This is a genomic window from Micromonospora sp. (genome assembly GCF_048594385.1).
In the GTDB taxonomy this organism is placed as follows: domain Bacteria; phylum Actinomycetota; class Actinomycetes; order Mycobacteriales; family Micromonosporaceae; genus Micromonospora; species Micromonospora wenchangensis.
The window spans coordinates 1-17713 of sequence record NZ_JBMDWU010000250.1 but is presented as its reverse complement, the minus strand read 5'-3'; the positions used below and the strand labels follow the sequence as shown (position 1 = coordinate 17713).

Below are 17713 nucleotides of genomic sequence, written 5' to 3'. Positions count from 1 at the left end.
ACCGTGCCGGCGGTGACCACCGCAACCGGGTCGGCGGCGTCCACCGGGCCGGGGGCGTTCGACCGGGCCGGTGTCGGGGGCGGGCCGTGACGTCCGGCCTGGCGCTGACCGTCGCCCTCGGCGCGGCGTTCGGCTACGGCGTCGGCTCGGTCCTGCAGGCCGTCGGGGCCCGGCGCGGGGCCAGCACCCTGCGCGCCCTCGGCCACCCGCTCTACCTCGCCGGCCTGGCCTGCGACACACTGGCCTGGCTGGCCTCCCTGGTCGCCCTCCAGAAACTGCCGGTGTACGCGGTGCAGTCGGTCACCGCCGGCTCGCTGGCCGTCACCGTGGTCATCGCCCGGATCGTGCTCGGCGCGCGCCTGCGCCGCCGGGACACCGGGGCGATCCTGCTCACCGTCGCCGCCCTGACCGTCATCTCGCTGGCCGCCGGCCCCGAACCACCGGTCACCGCGTCCACGGCACTGCGGGTCGGCCTGGCCGGTGCGGCGGTGCTGACCGCGATCGCCGGCCTCGCCGCCCTGCGGGTCGCCCGGCCGGTCGTCGCCGCCACCCTGGCCGGCCTCTCCTGGGGCATCACCGCGCTGTGCGCGCGGGCGCTGACCCCGCCACCCGACCCGCTGGGCCACCCCGGCGCGGCGGCTCGGGACCTGCTGCTGGAGCCGGTGACCTGGGGACTGGTCATCTCCGGGGTGGCCGGGACGATCCTCTACGCGCACGCGCTGCGCCACGGGCAGGTCGGGCCGGTCACCGCCGTGCTCTGGGCGGTCGAGATCGTCGTCCCCTCGGTCGCCGGGGTGCTGCTGCTCGGCGACGGCGTCCGCGCCGGCTGGCTGCCCTGGGCGGTCCTGGCGACCCTGACCACCGTGGCCGCCGCGATCGTGCTCGCCAGCGCCCCGGGCACCGCCGACACCGCCGCAGCGGACGACCACGCTCCCGGCTGAGCCCGCAGGGCGCTCCGGGGGAAACGGTCAGCCCGGCCGGCGGCCCTCGCCGGCCGGTCGTCGGCCCTTGAGCCGGCGGCCCAACTCCCGGGCGATCTCCCGGTTCGCGTCGCGTTCGGCGAGCACCTGACGCTTGTCGTACGAGCGGCGGCCCCGGGCCAGCCCGACCTCGACCTTGGCCCAGCCGTTGCTGAAGTACATCGACAGTGGCACCAGGGTCACCCCGGGGTCGCGCAACTTCTCCAGGATGCGGCCGATCTCCACCCGACGCAGCAGCAGCTTGCGGGTCCGCCGGGGCTGGTGGTTGGTCCAGGTGCCGAAGCCGTACTCGGCGATGTGCAGGCCGTACAGCATGATCTCGCCGTCGCGTTCCTGGGCGAACGCGTCGACCAGCGACACCCGCCCCTCGCGCAGCGACTTCACCTCGGTGCCGACCAGCACGATGCCCGCCTCGTACGTCTTCAGGACGGTGTAGTCGTGCCGTGCCTTCCTGTTGACGGCGATCAGCGTGCGCTCCGCGTCCCGTGCCACGACGACCACCTCCGCCCGGATCTGCCAGCGGCGTACACCCTACCGCCGGTGCCGACCCGGCAGCCGCGTGGCAGGATCGCCGCATGTCGGAGTGGGCGGCGATCACGCCGGAGGACCGGGACTGGACCGGCGTCATCGACGACGGGTGCGCCGAGTGCGGTTTCGTGCCGCAGCGGGCCGAGGCCACCGGGGGTCTGCTGCGGGCCACCGTCCCGGTCTGGCGGGAGGTGCTGTCCCGGCCCGAGGCGACCCGGCGGCCCGCGCCGACCGTCTGGTCGCCGGTGGAGTACGCCTGCCACGTGCGGGACACCTGCCGGATCTTCCGGGGTCGGCTGGCGCTGATGCTCGACGAGGACGACCCGGTCTTCCCCAACTGGGACCAGGACGCCACCGCCGTCGAGGACGACTACTTCCACCAGTCACCGGCCCGGGTGGCCGGGGAACTCGCCGAACAGGCCGAGTCGACCGCCGCCGCGTTCGACGCCGTCATGCCCGGGCAGTGGGCCCGGCCGGGCCGGCGCAGCAACGGTTCGGTGTTCACCGTCGGCCGCTTCGCCGTCTACTTCCTGCACGACGTGGTGCACCACGTGCACGACGTCACCCGCCCGACGACCTCCCGCTGACCCTCCGGCGCAGCCGCGCGGCCGGTAGGGTCCGCGACCGTGACCGATGCCGACTTCCTCGCCGAGACCCGCGCCTCCTACGACACGATGGCCGCCGAGTACACCACCCGCAACCGTGGTGAGCTGGCCGCCCGCCCGGTCGACCGGGCCATGCTCGCCGCGTTCGCCGAGACCGTGCTGACCGGCGGGGGCGGGCCGGTGCTGGAGGTCGGCTGCGGCCCCGGGCGGATCACCGGCCACCTGCGCGACCTCGGGCTGGCCGTCACCGGGCTCGACCTGTCCCCGGGCATGTTGGCGCAGGCCCGGCTGGCCCATCCCGACCTGACCTTCGTCGAGGCGTCCATGCTGGACCTGCCGGTGGCCGACGGCGTGCTGGCCGGGCTGGTCGCCTGGTACAGCGTCATCCACGTGCCCGACGAGTGGCTGCCCCGGGTGTTCGCCGAGTTCCACCGGGTCCTCGCCCCCGGCGGGCACGCCCTGCTCGCCTTCCAGGTCGGCGACGAGACGGTCCGCTACACCGAGGCGTGGGGCCACCCGGTGGCGCTGGCCTTCCGTCGCCGCCGCCCGGACCACGTGGCCGCGCTACTGGGCGCCGCCGGACTGTCGGAGCAGGCCCGGATGTGCCGCGCGCCGCAGGAGTTCGCCGGCGCCATGGAACGCACCCCGCAGGCCAACCTGCTGGTTCGTCGGGACGACGACCGGGCGTGACCGGGCCGCCACGGCACCTCGTATCCTGTTGCGCGGATCTGGCCCACCCGTACGAGGAGGTTGGTGTGAGCAGTCGGACCGAGACGCTGGAGTTCCAGGCGGAGACACGCCAGCTGCTGCAACTGATGGTGCATTCCATCTACTCGCACAAGGACGTCTTCCTGCGCGAGCTGATCTCCAACGCCTCCGACGCGTTGGACAAGCTCCGGCTGGAGTCGCTGGTCGACTCCGACCTCGACGTCGACACCTCTGACCTGCACATCGAGTTGGTCACCGACCCGCAGGCCCGGACCCTGACCGTGCGGGACAACGGCATCGGCATGTCCCGCGAGGACGTCGTCTCGCTGATCGGCACCATCGCCCGCTCCGGCACCGCCGAGCTGCTGCGCAAGCTCAAGGAGTCCAAGGAGACCGCCGGCGGCGAGCTGATCGGCCAGTTCGGTGTCGGGTTCTACTCGACGTTCATGGTCGCCGACCGGGTCACCCTGCTCACCCGGCGGGCCGGGCAGGCCGAGGGCACCCGCTGGGAGTCCAGCGGCGAGGGCACGTACGTGGTGGAGACCGTCGACGACGCCCCGCAGGGCACCTCGGTCACCGTGCACCTCAAGCCCGCCGACGACGAGGACAACCTGCACGACTACGCCGACCTCGCCACGATCCGGCAGATCGTCAAGCGGTACTCGGACTTCATCGCCTGGCCGATCCGCACCACGGTGCCGGGCGTCGACGGCGGCGAGCCCACCGAGGAGACCCTCAACTCCCGCAAGGCGCTCTGGGCGCGTCCGCGCGACGAGGTCGCCGAGGAGGAGTACCGGGACTTCTACCGGCACGTCAGCCACGACTGGACCGACCCGCTGGAGACCATCCACATGCGCGGGGAGGGCACCTTCGAGTACGAGGCGCTGCTGTTCCTGCCCGCGCACGCGCCGTACGACCTGTACCAGGCCGACGGTCGGCGCGGGGTGCAGCTCTACGTCAAGCGGGTGTTCGTGATGGACGACTGCGCCGCGCTGATGCCGAACTACCTGCGCTTCGTCAAGGGCGTGGTGGACGCGCACGACCTGTCGCTGAACATCTCCCGGGAGATCCTCCAGCAGGACCGGCAGATCCAGATCGTCCGCCGCCGGCTGGTCCGCAAGGTGCTCGCCACGGTCAAGGAGATGCGTACCGGCAACCCGGAGAAGTTCGCCACCTTCTGGGGCGAGTTCGGCCGGGTGGTCAAGGAGGGTCTGCTGGAGGACCCGGACAACACCGAGACCATTCTGGAGCTGGTCTCGGTGGCCTCCACCCACCACGACACCGAGCCCACCACGCTGGGCGGGTACGTGGAGCGGATGAAGGACGGCCAGACCGAGATCTACTACGCCACCGGCGAGAACCGCACCATGCTGGAGAACTCGCCGCACCTGGAGGCGTTCCGGGCCAAGGGCTTCGAGGTGCTGCTGCTCACCGACCCGGTCGACGAGGTGTGGGTGGAGCGGGTCGGCCAGTTCGACGGCAAGCCGCTGCGCTCCATCGCCAAGGGCCAGGTCGACCTGGAGACCGAGCAGGAACGCAAGGACACCGAGGTCGCCCGGGAGCAGCAGAACAAGGAGTACGCCGAACTGCTCACCTTCCTCGGCGGGGCGCTCGCCGACACGGTCAAGGAGGTCCGGCTCTCCTCCCGGCTGACCACCTCGCCCGCGTGCATCGTCGGCGACGCGCACGACATCACCCCGACCCTGGAGAAGATGTACCGGGCGATGGGGCAGGAACTGCCGCCGGTCAAGCGCATCCTCGAACTCAACCCGACCCACCCGCTGGTCACCGGCCTGCGCGTCGCCCACCAGCGGGGCGACGACAGCGCGGCGCTGACCGAGACCGCCGAACTGCTCTACGGCACGGCGCTGCTCGCCGAGGGCGGCGACCTGGCCGACCCGGCCCGGTTCGCCCGGCTGCTCGCCGACCGGCTGGCCCGTACCCTCTGACCCGCCTCCGCTCCCGGCCGGGCCGACGCCCGGCCGGGAGCGACCGGGCCGGCCGGCGTGTAGCCGCCCGGACGTCGGGTAAGCGCCGGGCCCGGCGGCAGGAGGCGGTGCGGTGGCAGACGCGTTCGTCAACTGGTCCGGCAGCCTCACCTTCACCCCGGCCCGGTACGCCCACCCGGCCGACGAGGCCGAGGTGTGCCGGCTGGTGCGGCGGGCCCGGGAGACCGGCACGACGGTCCGCCCGGTCGGCTCCGGCCACTCGTCGAGCCCTCTGGTGCGCACCGACGGCGTGCTGCTCAGCCTGGACCGGTTGGCCGGGGTGCTGGCCGAGGACGGCGACCGGGCCACCGTGCTGGGCGGCACGAAGCTGCGGGCGCTGGGGGAGGGGCTCTACGACGCCGGGCTGGCCATGGACAACCTGGGTGACGTCGACTACCAGTCGATCGCGGGGGCCACCGCCACCGGCACCCACGGCACCGGCCTGGGCTTCGGCAACCTCAGCACCCAGGTCGTCGGGGCGCGGCTGGTCACCGGCACCGGCGAGGTGCTGGACGTCGACGCCGAGCAGCACCCCGAGCTGCTGCCGGCGGTGCGGCTGTCGCTCGGCGCGCTGGGGGTGGTCACCCGGCTGACCCTGGACGTGCAGCCTCGCTACGACCTGCGCCGCCGTACCTGGTGCGCCCGGCTCGACTGGACCCTCGACCACCTGGCCGAGTTGCAGCACACCAACCGCAACATGGACTTCTACTGGTATCCGCGCAGCGACCAGACCCAGGTGCGCACCATGAACCGGGCCGACCGCCCGCCGGTGGAGCAGGGGGTGTGGGACAGTGCCGGCACCGCACCGGCGCGGACCCGGGAGAACGAGGTGGGCCCCACCCACCGGACCATCCCCCGGGACCGGGCGCTGCGCTTCGAGGAGATCGAGTACATGCTGCCGTCGGAGGCGTTCCCGGCCTGCTTCGCCGAGGTACGCCGCCGGATCATGGCCCGGCACCGGCGGGTGGCCGCCTGGCGGGTGCTGGTGCGTACCGTCGCCGCCGACGACATCTGGTTGAGCAACGCCCACGGTCGGCCCACCACCACCATCGCCTGCCTGCAGAACGCCGGCCTGCCCCACGAGGAGTACTTCCGGGACATGGAGGCGGTGTTCCGCCAGTACGGTGGTCGGCCGCACTGGGGCAAGAAGCACTGGCTGACCGCCCGCGAGCTACGCCCGCTCTTCCCCCGCTGGGACGACTTCCAGGCGGCCCGCCGCCGGCTCGACCCGGACGGGGTGTTCCTCACCCCGGACCTGGCCCGGCTGCTGGAGCCGGTGTGACGCCGCAGGTGGGGGCCCGGGTGTGGGTGGTGCCGGGCGGGCACATCCCGTTCCCGGGCAGCGGGGAGGAGCCGCAGTTCACCGGCTTCGACCAGCTCTGCGTGCTCAACGCCACGCCGACCGACGCCGACGTGGAGTTCGACCTCTACTACGAGGACGCCGAACCGGTCGGGCCGTACCGGATCACCGTGGCCGCCCGCCGGATCCGACACGTACGCCTCAACGACCTGATCGATCCGGAGGCGGTCCGCCTCGACCGCCCGTACGGCTGCCTGCTGCGCTCGCCGGTGCCGGTGGTGGTGCAGTTCCTGCGTCAGGACACCCGGCTGCCCGGTGCGCTGGCGCTGGCCGCCACGATGGCGTACCCGGCCGGAGCGGGCGGGTTCGTCGGTGACGGTCCCGGGTAACCGGGCCCATGGGTCAGACGGGCCGGGTGGCCGACGGGCGGTCGGGGGCGACCCGGCTCGGCGACCGGATCTCCGCCGTCGGGCGGGACTCGCACCGCCGGTTGCAGACGTACCTGATCGTCGCGGTGCAGGCGGGGCTGGCGGCGGCGCTGGCCTGGGTGCTGGCCCGGGAGGTGCTGGGCAACGCGGAGCCGACCTTCGCCCCGGCCGCCGCCGTCGGTGTGATCGCCGCGGCGTTGGGCAACCGGGCCCGGCGCACCGTCGAACTGGTCATCGGTGTCGTGCTCGGCATCCTCGTCGGTGACCTGCTCATCCTGCTGGTCGGCACCGGCGCCTGGCAGACCGGCGTGATCGTCTTCCTGGCGATCACCGTCGCGGTGCTGGTCCGGGGCACCGGCGCGCTGATGACCCAGGCCGGCGGTACGGCGGTGCTGATCGCCACGCTCACCCCGACCGCGCCGGACCTGGAACTGCCCCGCACGCTCAACGCGCTGATCGGCGGCGCGGTGGGTCTGTTCGTGGTGCTCGTGCTGGCCCCGCTGCACCCGCTGCGCACCGTGCGCCGGGTGGCCGGCCCGGCGCTGGAGCGGTTCGCCCGGGACCTGACCGCCTCCGGACGCGCCCTGGCGGGTCGGGACGCCGACGCCGTCGAGGGGGTCCTGGACCGGATGCGCGACGCCGAGCCGGAACTGCGCCGGCTCGGCGAGGTGATCGAGGCCGCCGACGAGGTGGTCCGGCTCTCCCCGGTGCGCTGGCGGCGACGCCGGGCGCTGGCCGCCTACCGGCAGGGTGCCCACCACCTGGACCGGGCCTTCCGCAACAGCCGGTCGTTGGTCCGCCGGATCGGCACCGCGCTGCGCGACGACGAGCCGGTGCCGGCCGGGTTGCCGGTCGCCGTGACCGATCTCGGGGAGGCGGTGCGGCTGCTGCGCGGGGAGTTCCTCGGCACCCGCGAGCCGGTGCGTGCCCGGGAACGGGTGCTCGACGCCGTCCGGGCGGCCGGTGCCGCCTGCCGGCAGGAGGTCGGGTTCTCCGGCACCATCGTCGTGTCCCAGCTCCGGACGGTCGCCAACGACCTGCTGCGGGCCACCGGGGTGCCGCGTGACGAAGCCAGGCGGATGGTTCGCCGCGCCGCCGCCGGGTACTGAGGCGCGGGTGCCCGTGCCCCCGTCGCGAACGTCGATGTGTTCGCCGCGGAGGCGGATAGGGTTGGCGCTGGTGTGCCGGGAAGTCTGGTCGGCGATGGATGACGCGACCCCTGCCGACGAGGAGTTCCCGTGACCGACGCCGACCGGCGCCGTACCAGCCTGTTCGCCCGCCGCTCGTGGGGCGAGACCAGCCGCATCTCCAACATCCTCCGCAAGGAGACGGTGGGCGGCGCACTCCTGCTCGTCGCGGCGCTCATGGCCTTGATCTGGTCAAATTCGCCCTGGTCCGGGGAGTACCAGGCGTTGCGGGACCTCACCGTCGGCCCGGCGGCGCTACACCTGGATCTCAGCCTCGCCACCTGGGCCGCCGACGGTCTGCTGGCCGTCTTCTTCTTCGTCGCCGGTCTGGAGCTCAAGCGCGAGTTCGTCGCCGGTGACCTTCGTGACCCCCGCCGGGCGGCGGTGCCGGTGGCTGCGGCCGTCGGCGGGGTGATCGTGCCGGCGGCGCTCTACTACGTGATCGCCGCCGGAGCGGGGGGCGACGCCGGTCGGGGGTGGGCCATCCCCACGGCCACCGACATTGCCTTCGCCCTGGCGGTGCTCGCCGTGGTGGGCCGCTTCCTGCCGTCCGCGTTGCGGACCTTCCTGCTCACCCTGGCAGTGGTCGACGACCTGCTCGCCATCATGATCATCGCGGTTTTCTACACCTTCGACCTGTCCGTCGTCCCGCTGCTGGGCGCGTTGCTGCCGCTTGCCGGCTTCGCGTTCCTGGTGCAGCGCCGCGTGCGGTCCTGGTGGCTGCTGCTGCCGCTCGCGGCCCTCACCTGGGTGTTGGTGCACGAGTCGGGGGTGCACGCCACCGTGGCCGGGGTGCTGCTCGCCTTTACCGTCCCGGTGGTCCGCAGCGCGGCGGCGGGTGGCCCGAACGCCGGCCCCGGCCTGGCCGAACACTTCGAGCACCGGATCCGGCCGATCTCCGCCGGGATCGCCGTGCCGGTCTTCGCGTTCCTGTCCGCCGGCGTCACCGTCGGCGGCCTCGCCGGACTGGCCGCCGCGTTGACCGACCGGGTCGCGGTCGGCATCGTCGTCGGCCTGATCATCGGCAAGCCGGTCGGCATCCTGATCGCGACCTGGCTGGTGTCCCGGTTCACCCGGGCCGACCTCGACGAAGGCCTCAACTGGCTCGACGTGCTCGGCCTTGCGCTGCTCGGCGGGATCGGCTTCACCGTGTCGCTGCTGATCGGGGAGCTCGCCTTCGGCCTGGGTAGTGAGCTGGACGACCACGCCAAGATCGCCGTACTCGCCGGCTCCCTGCTGTCCGCGCTGCTGGCCAGCGTCATCCTGCGCGCCCGGGGACGCGTCTACCGGCGGGTGCACGAGGCGGAGAGCGTCGACCTGGACCGCGACGGCGTGCCGGACGTCTTCGAACCGGAGTCGGAGCGGCCCGCCGGGCGGTGACCCGGCCACCGCAGCGGTGCGGCCCACCTGGCCGCTATGATCACGGCGATCCGAGGAGCGCCGGGAAGTCTGGTCGGCACCGTGCTGGTCCGCGCCCCCGGAAGGCCCCACCGTGCTGCTGCTCTGCTTCGCCGCCGTCCTGCTCGCCGCGGTTCTGGTGTCCGCGCTGGCCCACCGGACCATCCTGTCCACGGCGGCGCTGTTCCTGGTCGCCGGGTTTCTGCTCGGAGAGGACACCGGCGGGGTGCTGCACCTGCGGGCGGATTCGCCGATCGTGGCGCAGCTGGCCGAGCTGGCGCTGTTCGCGGTGCTGTTCACCGACGGAATGCGGGTCGGCTGGGCCGACCTGCGTGCGGCGTGGCGGCTGCCGGGCCGCGCCCTGGGCTGGGGTCTGCCGCTGACCCTGCTGGTGACGGCGGTGCTCGCGCACTACGTGGCCGGGCTGGACTGGCCGGAGGCGTTGTTGATCGGCGCGGTCCTGGCTCCCACCGACCCGGTGTTCGCCGCCGCGCTGGTCGGTAACGACAAGGTCCCGGCCCGGCTGCGGCACCTGCTCAACGTCGAGTCCGGCGTCAACGACGGCCTGGCGCTGCCGTTCGTGGTGGTGCTGCTCGCGGTCGCGGCCGGCTCGGACGACCTGCACCTGGGGGAGTTGGGCACCGAGTTGGCGGTGGGGTTGCTGATCGGGGTGCTGGTGCCGCTGGCGGCGATCGCGTTGGAGCGGACCCGGTGGTTCGCCGCGTCGGCGGCGTACGCGCCGCTCAACGGGGTCGCCATCGGTCTGCTCGTGCTGGCGCTGGGCAGGGTCACCCACGGCAACCTGTTCCTGGCCGCGTTCGCCGCCGGGATCACGGTGGCCACGTTCGGGCCCCGGGAACGGGCCGCGTTCGAGCACTTCGGGGAGAACATCGCCGAGTTGTTGAAGTTGGCCGCGCTGCTGGTGTTCGGCGCGCTGATCTCGGTGGAGTTCCTCGGCGAGATCTCCTGGGCCGGCTGGGTCTTCGCGGTGCTGGCGATCGTGGTGGCCCGTCCACTCGCGTTGTGGGTCTCCTTCCTGCGCTCGGGGCTGGGCCTGCGCGAACAGGCCGCCGCGATGTGGTTCGGGCCCAAGGGGTTCGCCTCGGTCGTCTACGGGTTGCTGGTCCTGGATTCCGGCATCGCCGCCGGCGACGAGGTGTTCCACCTGGTCGCGCTGACCATCGTCATCTCCATCCTGGCGCACTCCTCCACCGACGTGGTGGTGGCGCGCGCCTTCGACGAGGCCCGGGAGGCACCGGCGTGGCACGGGGTGCTGCACCGGTGGCGGAGGCCCGGTCGCCCCGTGAAGGTCCCCGAGGCGGGAGACGGGGCCGACCGGGCCGGCGACGCCGACGGTCAGGCCAGCACGAAGTAACGCAGCCACAGGTACGGCACGGCCAGCCCCACCGTGACCAGGGTCACGACCAGCCCGTACCGGGTGAACTGCCAGAAGGTGATCCGCTGCCCGGCGCGTTCGGCCAACCCCAGCACCACGACGTTGGCGGACGCGCCGACGGCGGTGGCGTTGCCACCGAGGTCGGCACCGAGGGCCAACGCCCACCAGAGCACCCGGGACTGGGCGGTGTCGCCGTTGGCGTTGACCAGGTCGGCGACGACCGGGCTCATGGTGGCGACGTAGGGGATGTTGTCGACGATCGCCGACAACGCGGCCGATCCCCACAGCAGCACCATCGTGGCGGGCAGCAGCCGGTCGGCGGTGGCGTCGGTCGCGGCCCGGGAGATCTGCTCGACCACCCCGGTGTTGACCAGCGCGCCGACCATGATGAACAGGCCGGCGAAGAAGACCAGGGTGGGCCACTCCACGTCCCGGCTGACCTCCCCGACATCCAGGCGGGACAGCGCGAGCAGCAGCAGCCCGCCGAGCAGGGCGACCACCGCCGGTTCGAGGTGCAGGGTGGTGTGCAGGACGAACGCGGCGGTCACCGCGCCGAGCACCGCCAGCCCGAGGACGAGCAGCCGGCGGTCCCGGATCGCGTCGCCCTCCCGCAGCGCGGCGATCTGCGCGGCACGGGTCGGGTCGTATCGGAAAGCCCGCCGGAACAGCACCCGGCACAGGCCCAGGAAGACCACCAGCAGCAGCACCACCAGCGGGGCGAGGTGGATCAGGAAGTCGTTGTAGCTCAGCCCGCCCCGGCTGCCGATGATGATGTTCGGCGGGTCGCCGACCAGGGTGGAGGTGCCGCCGATGTTCGACGCCATCGCCTCGGCGATGAGGAACGGCACCGCCGGCACGTCCAGGCGTTCACACACCAGGAAGGTCACCGGGGCGATGAGCAGCACGGTGGTGACGTTGTCCAGGGCCGCCGAGGCGACGGCGGTGATCAGCACCAGGATCACCATCACCCGGAACGGCCGCCCCTGGGCGCGCTTGGCCGCCCACACGGCGACGTACTCGAAAGCGCCTGTGCGTTTGAGCACCGCGACGATGAGCATCATGCCGATGAGCAGGAAGATGACGTTCCAGTCGATGCCGGATCGCTCGGAGAAGAAGGCGTGCTCGGTGTCGGTGGCCCCGATCAGGAACATCACCGCCGCGCCGCCGATGGCGGCGGCCACCCGGTGGATCTTCTCGGTGGCGATCAGCACGTACGCGACGGTGAAGACGGCCACTGCCGTCCAGGCCAGGCCGCTCACGCCGGGCCCAGCATCCGGTCGAGCAGTGCGTCCAGGGTGATTCCGCCCGTCATCGCCGCGCCCCGGGCGGCGACCGCGACCAGCGGGCTGCGCTTCTGGGCCATTACCGCGGCGATCTCCAGGACCGTGGCCTGCGGTTCGACCACGGGCGGTTCGAGGTGCTCGTGGGGCAGCAGGTCGGCTACCGTACGACCCTCGGCACCCCGCAGGAACACGTCCGCGGACGGCTCGTCGATCATCCGGGCCAGCGTCGGGTCCTCCCGGCAGTAGCCGGGGATGACCAGGCGCAGCACCTGGGTGCCCGCCAGCACGGTGACGGGACGGTCAGCGGCGTCGACGACGATCAGGCCGGGCAGGTTGTGCCCGGCGAGCAGCCGGGCCGCCTCCAGCACGGGTGTACCGACGGTGATCGTGGGAAACGGCACCGCCAGGTCTTTCGCGCGCACGGCGACTCCTCGGAAGGTGCTTCGGGCATGGACTACCGCACGCCGACCAGTCTTCCCGGCACACCTCCCGTCACCCTAGTACGAGATTCATCCTTCGCCGGGGACCGGTCGCCACCCGGCCGCCCTCCCCTGCCGGTGGAGAAGGTAGAGCCGGTGGTCGATGTGCCGCTCAGGTCGGATAGGCGCGCGCATCGGCGGCCCGGACGGTCGCCCAGACCTGCTGACCGGGGAGCAGCCGCAGTCCGGCGGCGACGGCCGGGGTGACGTCGGCGACGGTGCTGACCGGCCCGGTGAGCTGCACCCGCAGGTGGTCGCCGTGCCGGTGCACCCCGGCGACGGTGGCCGGCCAGGTGTGCGGAGCGTCGCCGCCGGGTCGGTCCGGGTGCAGGGTGACGGCGGTCGGTGGGAAGACCACGAAGGCGTCGCCGTCGAGCCGGTCGGCGGTCGGCACGGCGAACCCGTCGGCGAGGTGGACGAGATGCCCGTCGGCCCGACCCCGGTGCAGGTTGAGCCCGACCAGTCGGGCCACGTAGTCGGTGCGCGGCCGGGTGGTCACCGCGCTGGCGTCGCCCTCCTGGACCACCCGGCCGTCCTCGACGACGACCAGCCGGTCGGCCAGCGCCAGCGCGTCCAGCGGGTCGTGGGTGACCAGCACGGCCGCCCCGGCATGGTCGGTGAGGTGGCGGTGCAGTTCGGCGCGGGTGTCCAGCCGGGTCCGGGCGTCGAGCGCGGCCAGCGGCTCGTCGAGCAGCAGCAGGGTGGGTTGGACGGCGAGCGCGCGGGCCAGCGCGACCCGCTGGGCCTGCCCGCCGGAGAGCTGCCGGGGTCGCCGCCCGGCGTACCCGGCCAGGCCGACCCGGTCCAGCCACCGGTCGGCCCGTGCTCGGGCGGCCCGCCTGGGCAGGCCCTGCCGGCGCGGGCCGAAAGCCACGTTGTCCCGGGCGGTCAGGTGCGGGAAGAGCAGGTAGTCCTGGAACACCACGCCGACCGGTCGCCGCTCGGGTGGCACGAACCGGCGGGCGTCCGGGTGGTCCAGTTCCACCCCGCTGAGGCGTAGCCGGCCGGCGTCGAGCGGCTGCAGCCCGGCCAGGGCGCGCAGCGCGGTGGTCTTGCCGGCGCCGTTCGGGCCGAGCAGCGCGACCACCTCCCCGGCGGCGACGTGCAGCCGGACGTCCAGCCGGAACCCGGCCCGGTCGACGACCAGGTGCCCGTCGAGCAGCGGCGGTGTCACGGGCCGCCGATCCACCGGTCGCGCAGCCCGGCGAGGATCACCACCGAGACGGTGAGCAGCACCAGGCTGAGCACCACGGCGGCCTCCAGGTCGGTCTCCAGGGCCAGGTAGACGGCGAGCGGCATGGTCTGGGTACGGCCCGGATAGTTGCCGGCGAAGGTGATGGTCGCGCCGAACTCGCCGAGCGCGCGGGCCCAGCACAGCACCGCCCCGGCGGCGACCCCCGGGCCGACCAGCGGGAGGGTGACCCGGGTGAAGGTGGTCCACCGGCCCGCGCCCAGGGTGGCGGCGGCCTCCTCGTAGCGGTGGTCGACGCCGCGCAGCGCCCCCTCCACCGCGATGATCAGGAACGGCATCGCCACGAACGCCTCGGCGAGCACCACGCCGGTGGTGGTGAACGGCAGCGTGACGCCGAAGGTGGCGTCCAGCCAGCCGCCGACCGGCCCGCGCCGGCCGAAGACCAGCAGCAGCGCCACCCCGCCGACCACCGGCGGCAGCACCAACGGCACGGTGACCAGCGCCCGGACCAGCCGCCGGCCGGGGAACTCCATCCGGGCCAGCAGCCAGGCCAGGGGTACGCCCAGCGCCAGGCAGAGCAGCGTGGCGAGGGTGGCGCACTGCACCGACAGCCGCAGCGCGGTGAGTACCCCGGGTGCGGTGAGGCGCGGTCCCAGCGACGTCCACGGGGTGCGCAACAGCAGGCCGCCCAGCGGCAGCACCAGGAACAGCAACCCCAGGGCGGCCGGTACGAGCAGCGCGACCGGCACCCGTTGACCGGTGCCGCGTCGACGGGTGGGCGCGGTCACGGGCCTGCCGGTGGCTGGAATCCGGCGTCGGTGAGGACGGCCCGGCCGGACGCCGACCGGACCAGCGCGACGAAGGCGCGGGCGGCGACGGGGTTCGGCGCGTCGGTGAGCACCACGATCGGGTAGTCGTTGGCGGCGCGGGCGGATTCGGGGAACTCGACGCCGTCGACCTCCCGGTCGGCCGCGCGGGCGTCGGTGCGGTAGACCAGCGCCGCGTCGACCTCGCCGAGTCTCACCTTGGCCAGTGCGCCCCTGACGTCCTGTTCGAGGGTGACCGGGGTGACCCGTACGCCGGCCGCGTCCAGGGCGGTGGTGGCCGCCGCCCCGCACGGCACCTGGGCGGCGCACAGCGCGACCTTCAACCCCGGGCGGGTCAGGTCGGCCAGCCCGGTGAGGCGCTGCGGGTTGCCCTGCGGCACGGCGATGACGAGCTGGTTGCGGGCGAAGACGGTGGGGGCGTCGGCGGCGTGCCCGGCGTCGGTGACGGTGGCCATGTTCCTCGGGGCGGCGGAGGCGAACACGTCGGCGGGCGCGCCCTGGGTGATCTGGGTGGCCAGGGCGGAGCTGCCGGCGAAGTTGAAGGTGACCGTCGTGCCCGGGTGTTCGGCCTCGAACCGCCGGCCGAGGGTGGTGAACGACTCGGTCAGCGACGCGGCGGCGAAGACGGTCAGCGTGCCGCGCGGTCCACCGTCGGCGGCCGGTGCGGTGCTCCCGGCCGTGCAGCCGGCCAGGGCGAGGACGGCCGCGACGAGGGGGACGACGACGGTGCGACGGTGCCCGCCCGGCGGGTCGGCGGTCGGGGCGGGCGGTCCGTCGGAGCGGGTCACGGGTCGGTCCTTGTCCTGGTGGGGCCGGTGGGCGCGGGCCGCTCCACCACGACGGTGGTCGACTTGATGACGGCGACGGCCACCGAGCCGACGCGCAGGTCCAGTTCGTCGACGGCCTCGCGGCTCATCAGGGAGACGATCCGGAACGGCCCGGCCTGGATGTCGACCTGGGCCATCACGGTGTCCCGGACGACGGCGGTGACGATCCCGCGCAGCCGGTTGCGGGCCGAGGAGAACTCGGCCCCTTCGTCGGGGGCGGCGGACTGGGCGCGGACGAAGCCGGCCAGGTCCACGCCGTCGACGAGTCGGTGGCCGTGGGTGTCCCGCCGGGCGGGCAACCGGCCGGCGTCCACCCAGCGCCGCACGGTGTCGGCGCTGACTCCGAGCAACTCGGCGGCCTCGCTGATCCGGAACACGCTCACCCGGTCACCCTAACGACCCGCATCTGCTGAGCGGAAGGAGGTATATCCCTCGCAGAAGCGAACGGTGAGGCCGTCTGCAGCCCGCAATCGCGGTTACCAGCGGAAGCCGGCCCGCGTCGGTCCGGCCGGTTCGGCTGTCGTCGGCTCGGCGGGTGGGGCCGCGGCGGCCGCCGGGCTACCGGGGGAGCGGTGGGGTGGAAACGCCGACGGCCGGCCGTCGCGGGTGGCGACGACCGGCCGCTGCCGGCGGTGGGAGGGTCAGCTCAGGGTGAGCGCGGTGTCGTCCACCACGAAGGACGTCTGCAGGCTGCTGTCCTCCACCCCGCTGAACGAGATGGTGACGGTGCTGCCCGCCAGCGCGGACACGTCGAAGCTGCGCTGCACGTACCCGCTGGCGGCGTTGACGTTGGAGTACGTCGCCAGGGTGGTGCTGCCGGCCTTGACGGTCAGCCTGTCGTACGCCGTGCTGCCCGACTCGGCCGTGTCGATGTGCAGCCAGAAGGACAGGGTGGCCCGGCAACCGGCCGGGATCGCCACCGACTGGGTGACGGTGTCGGTGTGGGTCGAGCCGTACCCGTTGAGCCACGCCTTGTACGAGCCACCGTGCGCGGCCTGGCTGGCCGACGAGGTGATCACGCCCGAGGTGGCGGTCCAGCCGGTGCCGCCGGACTCGAAGCCGGGGTTGGTCAGCTTCTGGCCCGAGCAGCCGCCCGAGGTCGGGGTGGGCGTCGGGGTGGAGGTCGCCGTCGGGGTGGGCGTCGGGGTGCCGCCGGTGCAGGTCGGGTCGGCGGACTGCGCCGGCACGCTCACCGCGTCCCAGGCGGCCTTGACCGTGTTGAACTCGGTGCAGCTGCCCGGGTAGAGGGTCTTGGCGGCCTGCAACGTCCAGGTGCGGTACTTCAGGTACGACGAGGTGGTCGTCTTGATCAGCATCGCGTTGTACATGATCTTGATGGCCTTCTGGATGCCGAGGCCGGTCACCGTGCTGCTGTTGCAGGTGGGGCTGGTCGGCTGCCCGTTGGTCGGGTTGCTGCCCATGGCCAGCAGGTAGAACCAGTGGTTGCCCGGACCGGCCGCCGCGTGCACCTCCTGGCTCGGGATGCTGCTGGAGTAGCAGTTCGCGTCGCCGAGCGCGGACGGGTTGTACATGTTGCGGATCGGGCCGCTGCCGACCAGGTTGATCTTCTCGCCGACGAGGAAGTCCGGCGCGTCGTAGGTGGACGGCTCGTTGGCGAACCACTCGGTGGCCGCGCCGAAGGTGTCGGCGACGAACTCCTGGGTGTTGCCCCGGGAGATGCCGCCGGGGGTGGTGTCGTCGATGCCGTGGCCGATCTCGTGGGCCACCACGTCGAGCGAGCCGATCCACTGCCCCGCGGTGTTCTTGCCGATCTGCACCTGGGAGCCGTCGTAGTAGGCGTTCTGGTCGTTGAGCCCGACCCGGATGGGCCACGCGCCACCGCTGCCGTTGGCGCCGTTGCGGCCCAGCCACTGCGACAGCATCTTGTGCTCGGTCTGCGCCGAGAACAGGGCGTCGACGCAGCCGGTCTCCTTGTTGGTGCCGGTGCCGTTGCCCCAGACGTCGTCCGGGCCGGAGAAGACCGTGTTGTTCGCGGCGTCCTGGCAGCTCAGGTTGGTGGTGCTCGGGTCCCTGAGGGAGTAGGTGCTGCCGGACTGGGTGGTGTTGAGGGTGACCGGGCCGTTCCACGCCCCGGTGCCGGTGCCCCGTACGACGTGCTCCTGGGTGTTCAGCACCGCGCCGGTGGCGGCGTCCACGTCGACGGTCAGCCGGCTGGGGCCGTCCGCGCCGGTGCCGGTGACGGTGGTCTCCCAGGCCAGCGCGGGCCGGGCGCCGAGGGTGTGCACGACCAGCGTGGTGCCCTCGACGCCGCTGACCGTGCGCAGCCGGGCGCGGGCGGTCCGCTCGGCGGCGGCGGCGGTGAGCTTCGGCGTGGTGGACAGGTTCCCGATGCTCTGCTGCTGGGCGACGGAGGCGTAGGTGACCTCGCCGGTGGCGGTGGTCGCCAGGACGAAGTCCCCGCCGACCACGCGCAGGCCCTTGTAGGTGCGTTCGTAGGGGACGTACTGGATGCCTTCGGAGGCGATGACCGGCCGCTGCACGAACGTGTCGTCGGCGCTGGCGTGCAGGTAGGCGGGGCGGCTGGCGACCAGCGAGCTGGCCGCGCCGACGGCGGCGGCCCGGGCCT

The 17713-nt window shown here is 73.3% G+C and carries 17 protein-coding genes; 9 read left to right on the top strand and 8 right to left on the bottom strand.

The genetic code is table 11. The features are described 5' to 3' along the window. The first annotated feature begins 86 nt into the window (after positions 1–86). The gene (locus ACOJTC_RS13010; protein WP_420117046.1) at positions 87–941 is read left to right on the top strand and encodes a hypothetical protein; all 855 of its coding nucleotides are present in this window, start codon (positions 87–89) and stop codon (positions 939–941) included. A gap of 27 nt (positions 942–968) precedes the next feature. Here the strand turns inward: ACOJTC_RS13010 and smpB are convergent, their stop codons facing one another. Beyond that, a complete protein-coding gene (gene smpB, locus ACOJTC_RS13005; RefSeq protein WP_420117045.1) occupies positions 969–1472 on the bottom strand; it encodes an SsrA-binding protein SmpB in 504 nt (167 codons plus the stop codon). Between the two features lie 83 nt (positions 1473–1555). Between smpB and ACOJTC_RS13000 the strand changes: the two genes are divergently transcribed. The 8 genes from ACOJTC_RS13000 (at position 1556) to ACOJTC_RS12965 (ending at position 10497) form a co-directional block, all read left to right on the top strand. After that, a complete protein-coding gene (locus ACOJTC_RS13000) occupies positions 1556–2095 on the top strand; it encodes a DinB family protein (protein ID WP_420117044.1) in 540 nt (179 codons plus the stop codon). 39 nt (positions 2096–2134) lie between these two features. Then, positions 2135–2803 (top strand): class I SAM-dependent DNA methyltransferase, encoded by a 669-nt coding sequence (locus ACOJTC_RS12995; RefSeq protein WP_420117043.1) that lies wholly within the window; start codon positions 2135–2137, stop codon positions 2801–2803. Between the two features lie 65 nt (positions 2804–2868). Beyond that, complete coding sequence (gene htpG, locus ACOJTC_RS12990) at positions 2869–4770, top strand: molecular chaperone HtpG (RefSeq protein WP_363795095.1); 1902 nt, start codon at positions 2869–2871, stop codon at positions 4768–4770. Between the two features lie 112 nt (positions 4771–4882). Next, positions 4883–6091 carry a D-arabinono-1,4-lactone oxidase gene (locus ACOJTC_RS12985; protein ID WP_420117042.1) on the top strand — a complete coding sequence of 403 codons (1209 nt, stop codon included), beginning with the start codon at positions 4883–4885 and terminating at the stop codon, positions 6089–6091. Continuing rightward, positions 6088–6498 (top strand): sensory rhodopsin transducer, encoded by a 411-nt coding sequence (locus ACOJTC_RS12980; RefSeq protein ID WP_420117041.1) that lies wholly within the window; start codon positions 6088–6090, stop codon positions 6496–6498. Before ACOJTC_RS12985 ends, ACOJTC_RS12980 begins: the two co-directional genes overlap by 4 nt. Before the next feature lie 8 nt (positions 6499–6506). Further along, on the top strand, positions 6507–7646 hold the full coding sequence (locus ACOJTC_RS12975) for an FUSC family protein (protein WP_420117040.1): 1140 nt from the start codon (positions 6507–6509) through the stop codon (positions 7644–7646). 129 nt (positions 7647–7775) lie between these two features. Further along, a complete protein-coding gene (nhaA, locus tag ACOJTC_RS12970; protein WP_420117039.1) occupies positions 7776–9104 on the top strand; it encodes a Na+/H+ antiporter NhaA in 1329 nt (442 codons plus the stop codon). A 112-nt stretch (positions 9105–9216) separates the two neighbouring features. Then, positions 9217–10497 (top strand): cation:proton antiporter, encoded by a 1281-nt coding sequence (locus tag ACOJTC_RS12965; RefSeq protein WP_420117038.1) that lies wholly within the window; start codon positions 9217–9219, stop codon positions 10495–10497. On the opposite strand, the gene ACOJTC_RS12960 is transcribed toward ACOJTC_RS12965, so the two are convergent. From ACOJTC_RS12960 to ACOJTC_RS12930, 7 genes are all read right to left on the bottom strand, one after another. Further along, entirely contained in the window at positions 10479–11777 is a 1299-nt protein-coding gene (locus ACOJTC_RS12960; protein ID WP_420117037.1) for an SLC13 family permease, read from the bottom strand. The two genes, ACOJTC_RS12965 and ACOJTC_RS12960, sit on opposite strands and share 19 nt — an antisense overlap. Next, complete coding sequence (locus tag ACOJTC_RS12955; protein ID WP_357768087.1) at positions 11774–12223, bottom strand: CBS domain-containing protein; 450 nt, start codon at positions 12221–12223, stop codon at positions 11774–11776. Before ACOJTC_RS12955 ends, ACOJTC_RS12960 begins: the two co-directional genes overlap by 4 nt. Positions 12224–12392: 169 nt before the next feature. Continuing rightward, positions 12393–13454: an ABC transporter ATP-binding protein gene (locus ACOJTC_RS12950; protein WP_420117036.1), complete on the bottom strand. Its 1062-nt coding sequence runs from the start codon at positions 13452–13454 to the stop codon at positions 12393–12395. Beyond that, positions 13451–14281 carry an ABC transporter permease gene (locus ACOJTC_RS12945; RefSeq protein ID WP_420117065.1) on the bottom strand — a complete coding sequence of 277 codons (831 nt, stop codon included), beginning with the start codon at positions 14279–14281 and terminating at the stop codon, positions 13451–13453. The genes ACOJTC_RS12950 and ACOJTC_RS12945 overlap by 4 nt, the downstream gene beginning before the upstream one ends. Then, positions 14257–14991 (bottom strand): molybdate ABC transporter substrate-binding protein, encoded by a 735-nt coding sequence (gene modA, locus ACOJTC_RS12940; RefSeq protein WP_420117064.1) that lies wholly within the window; start codon positions 14989–14991, stop codon positions 14257–14259. The genes ACOJTC_RS12945 and modA overlap by 25 nt, the downstream gene beginning before the upstream one ends. Before the next feature lie 92 nt (positions 14992–15083). Then, entirely contained in the window at positions 15084–15509 is a 426-nt protein-coding gene (locus tag ACOJTC_RS12935; protein ID WP_420117035.1) for a TOBE domain-containing protein, read from the bottom strand. A 258-nt stretch (positions 15510–15767) separates the two neighbouring features. Then, the coding region (locus ACOJTC_RS12930) for a M4 family metallopeptidase (RefSeq protein ID WP_420117034.1) at positions 15768–17713 on the bottom strand (1946 nt) is incomplete at its 5' end.

Coding starts and splice junctions, on each gene's coding strand:
- ACOJTC_RS13000 (WP_420117044.1), top strand. CDS start 1,556: ATGTCGGAGTGGGCGGCGATCACGCCGGAGGACCGGGACTGGACCGGC.
- ACOJTC_RS12975 (WP_420117040.1), top strand. CDS start 6,507: ATGGGTCAGACGGGCCGGGTGGCCGACGGGCGGTCGGGGGCGACCCGG.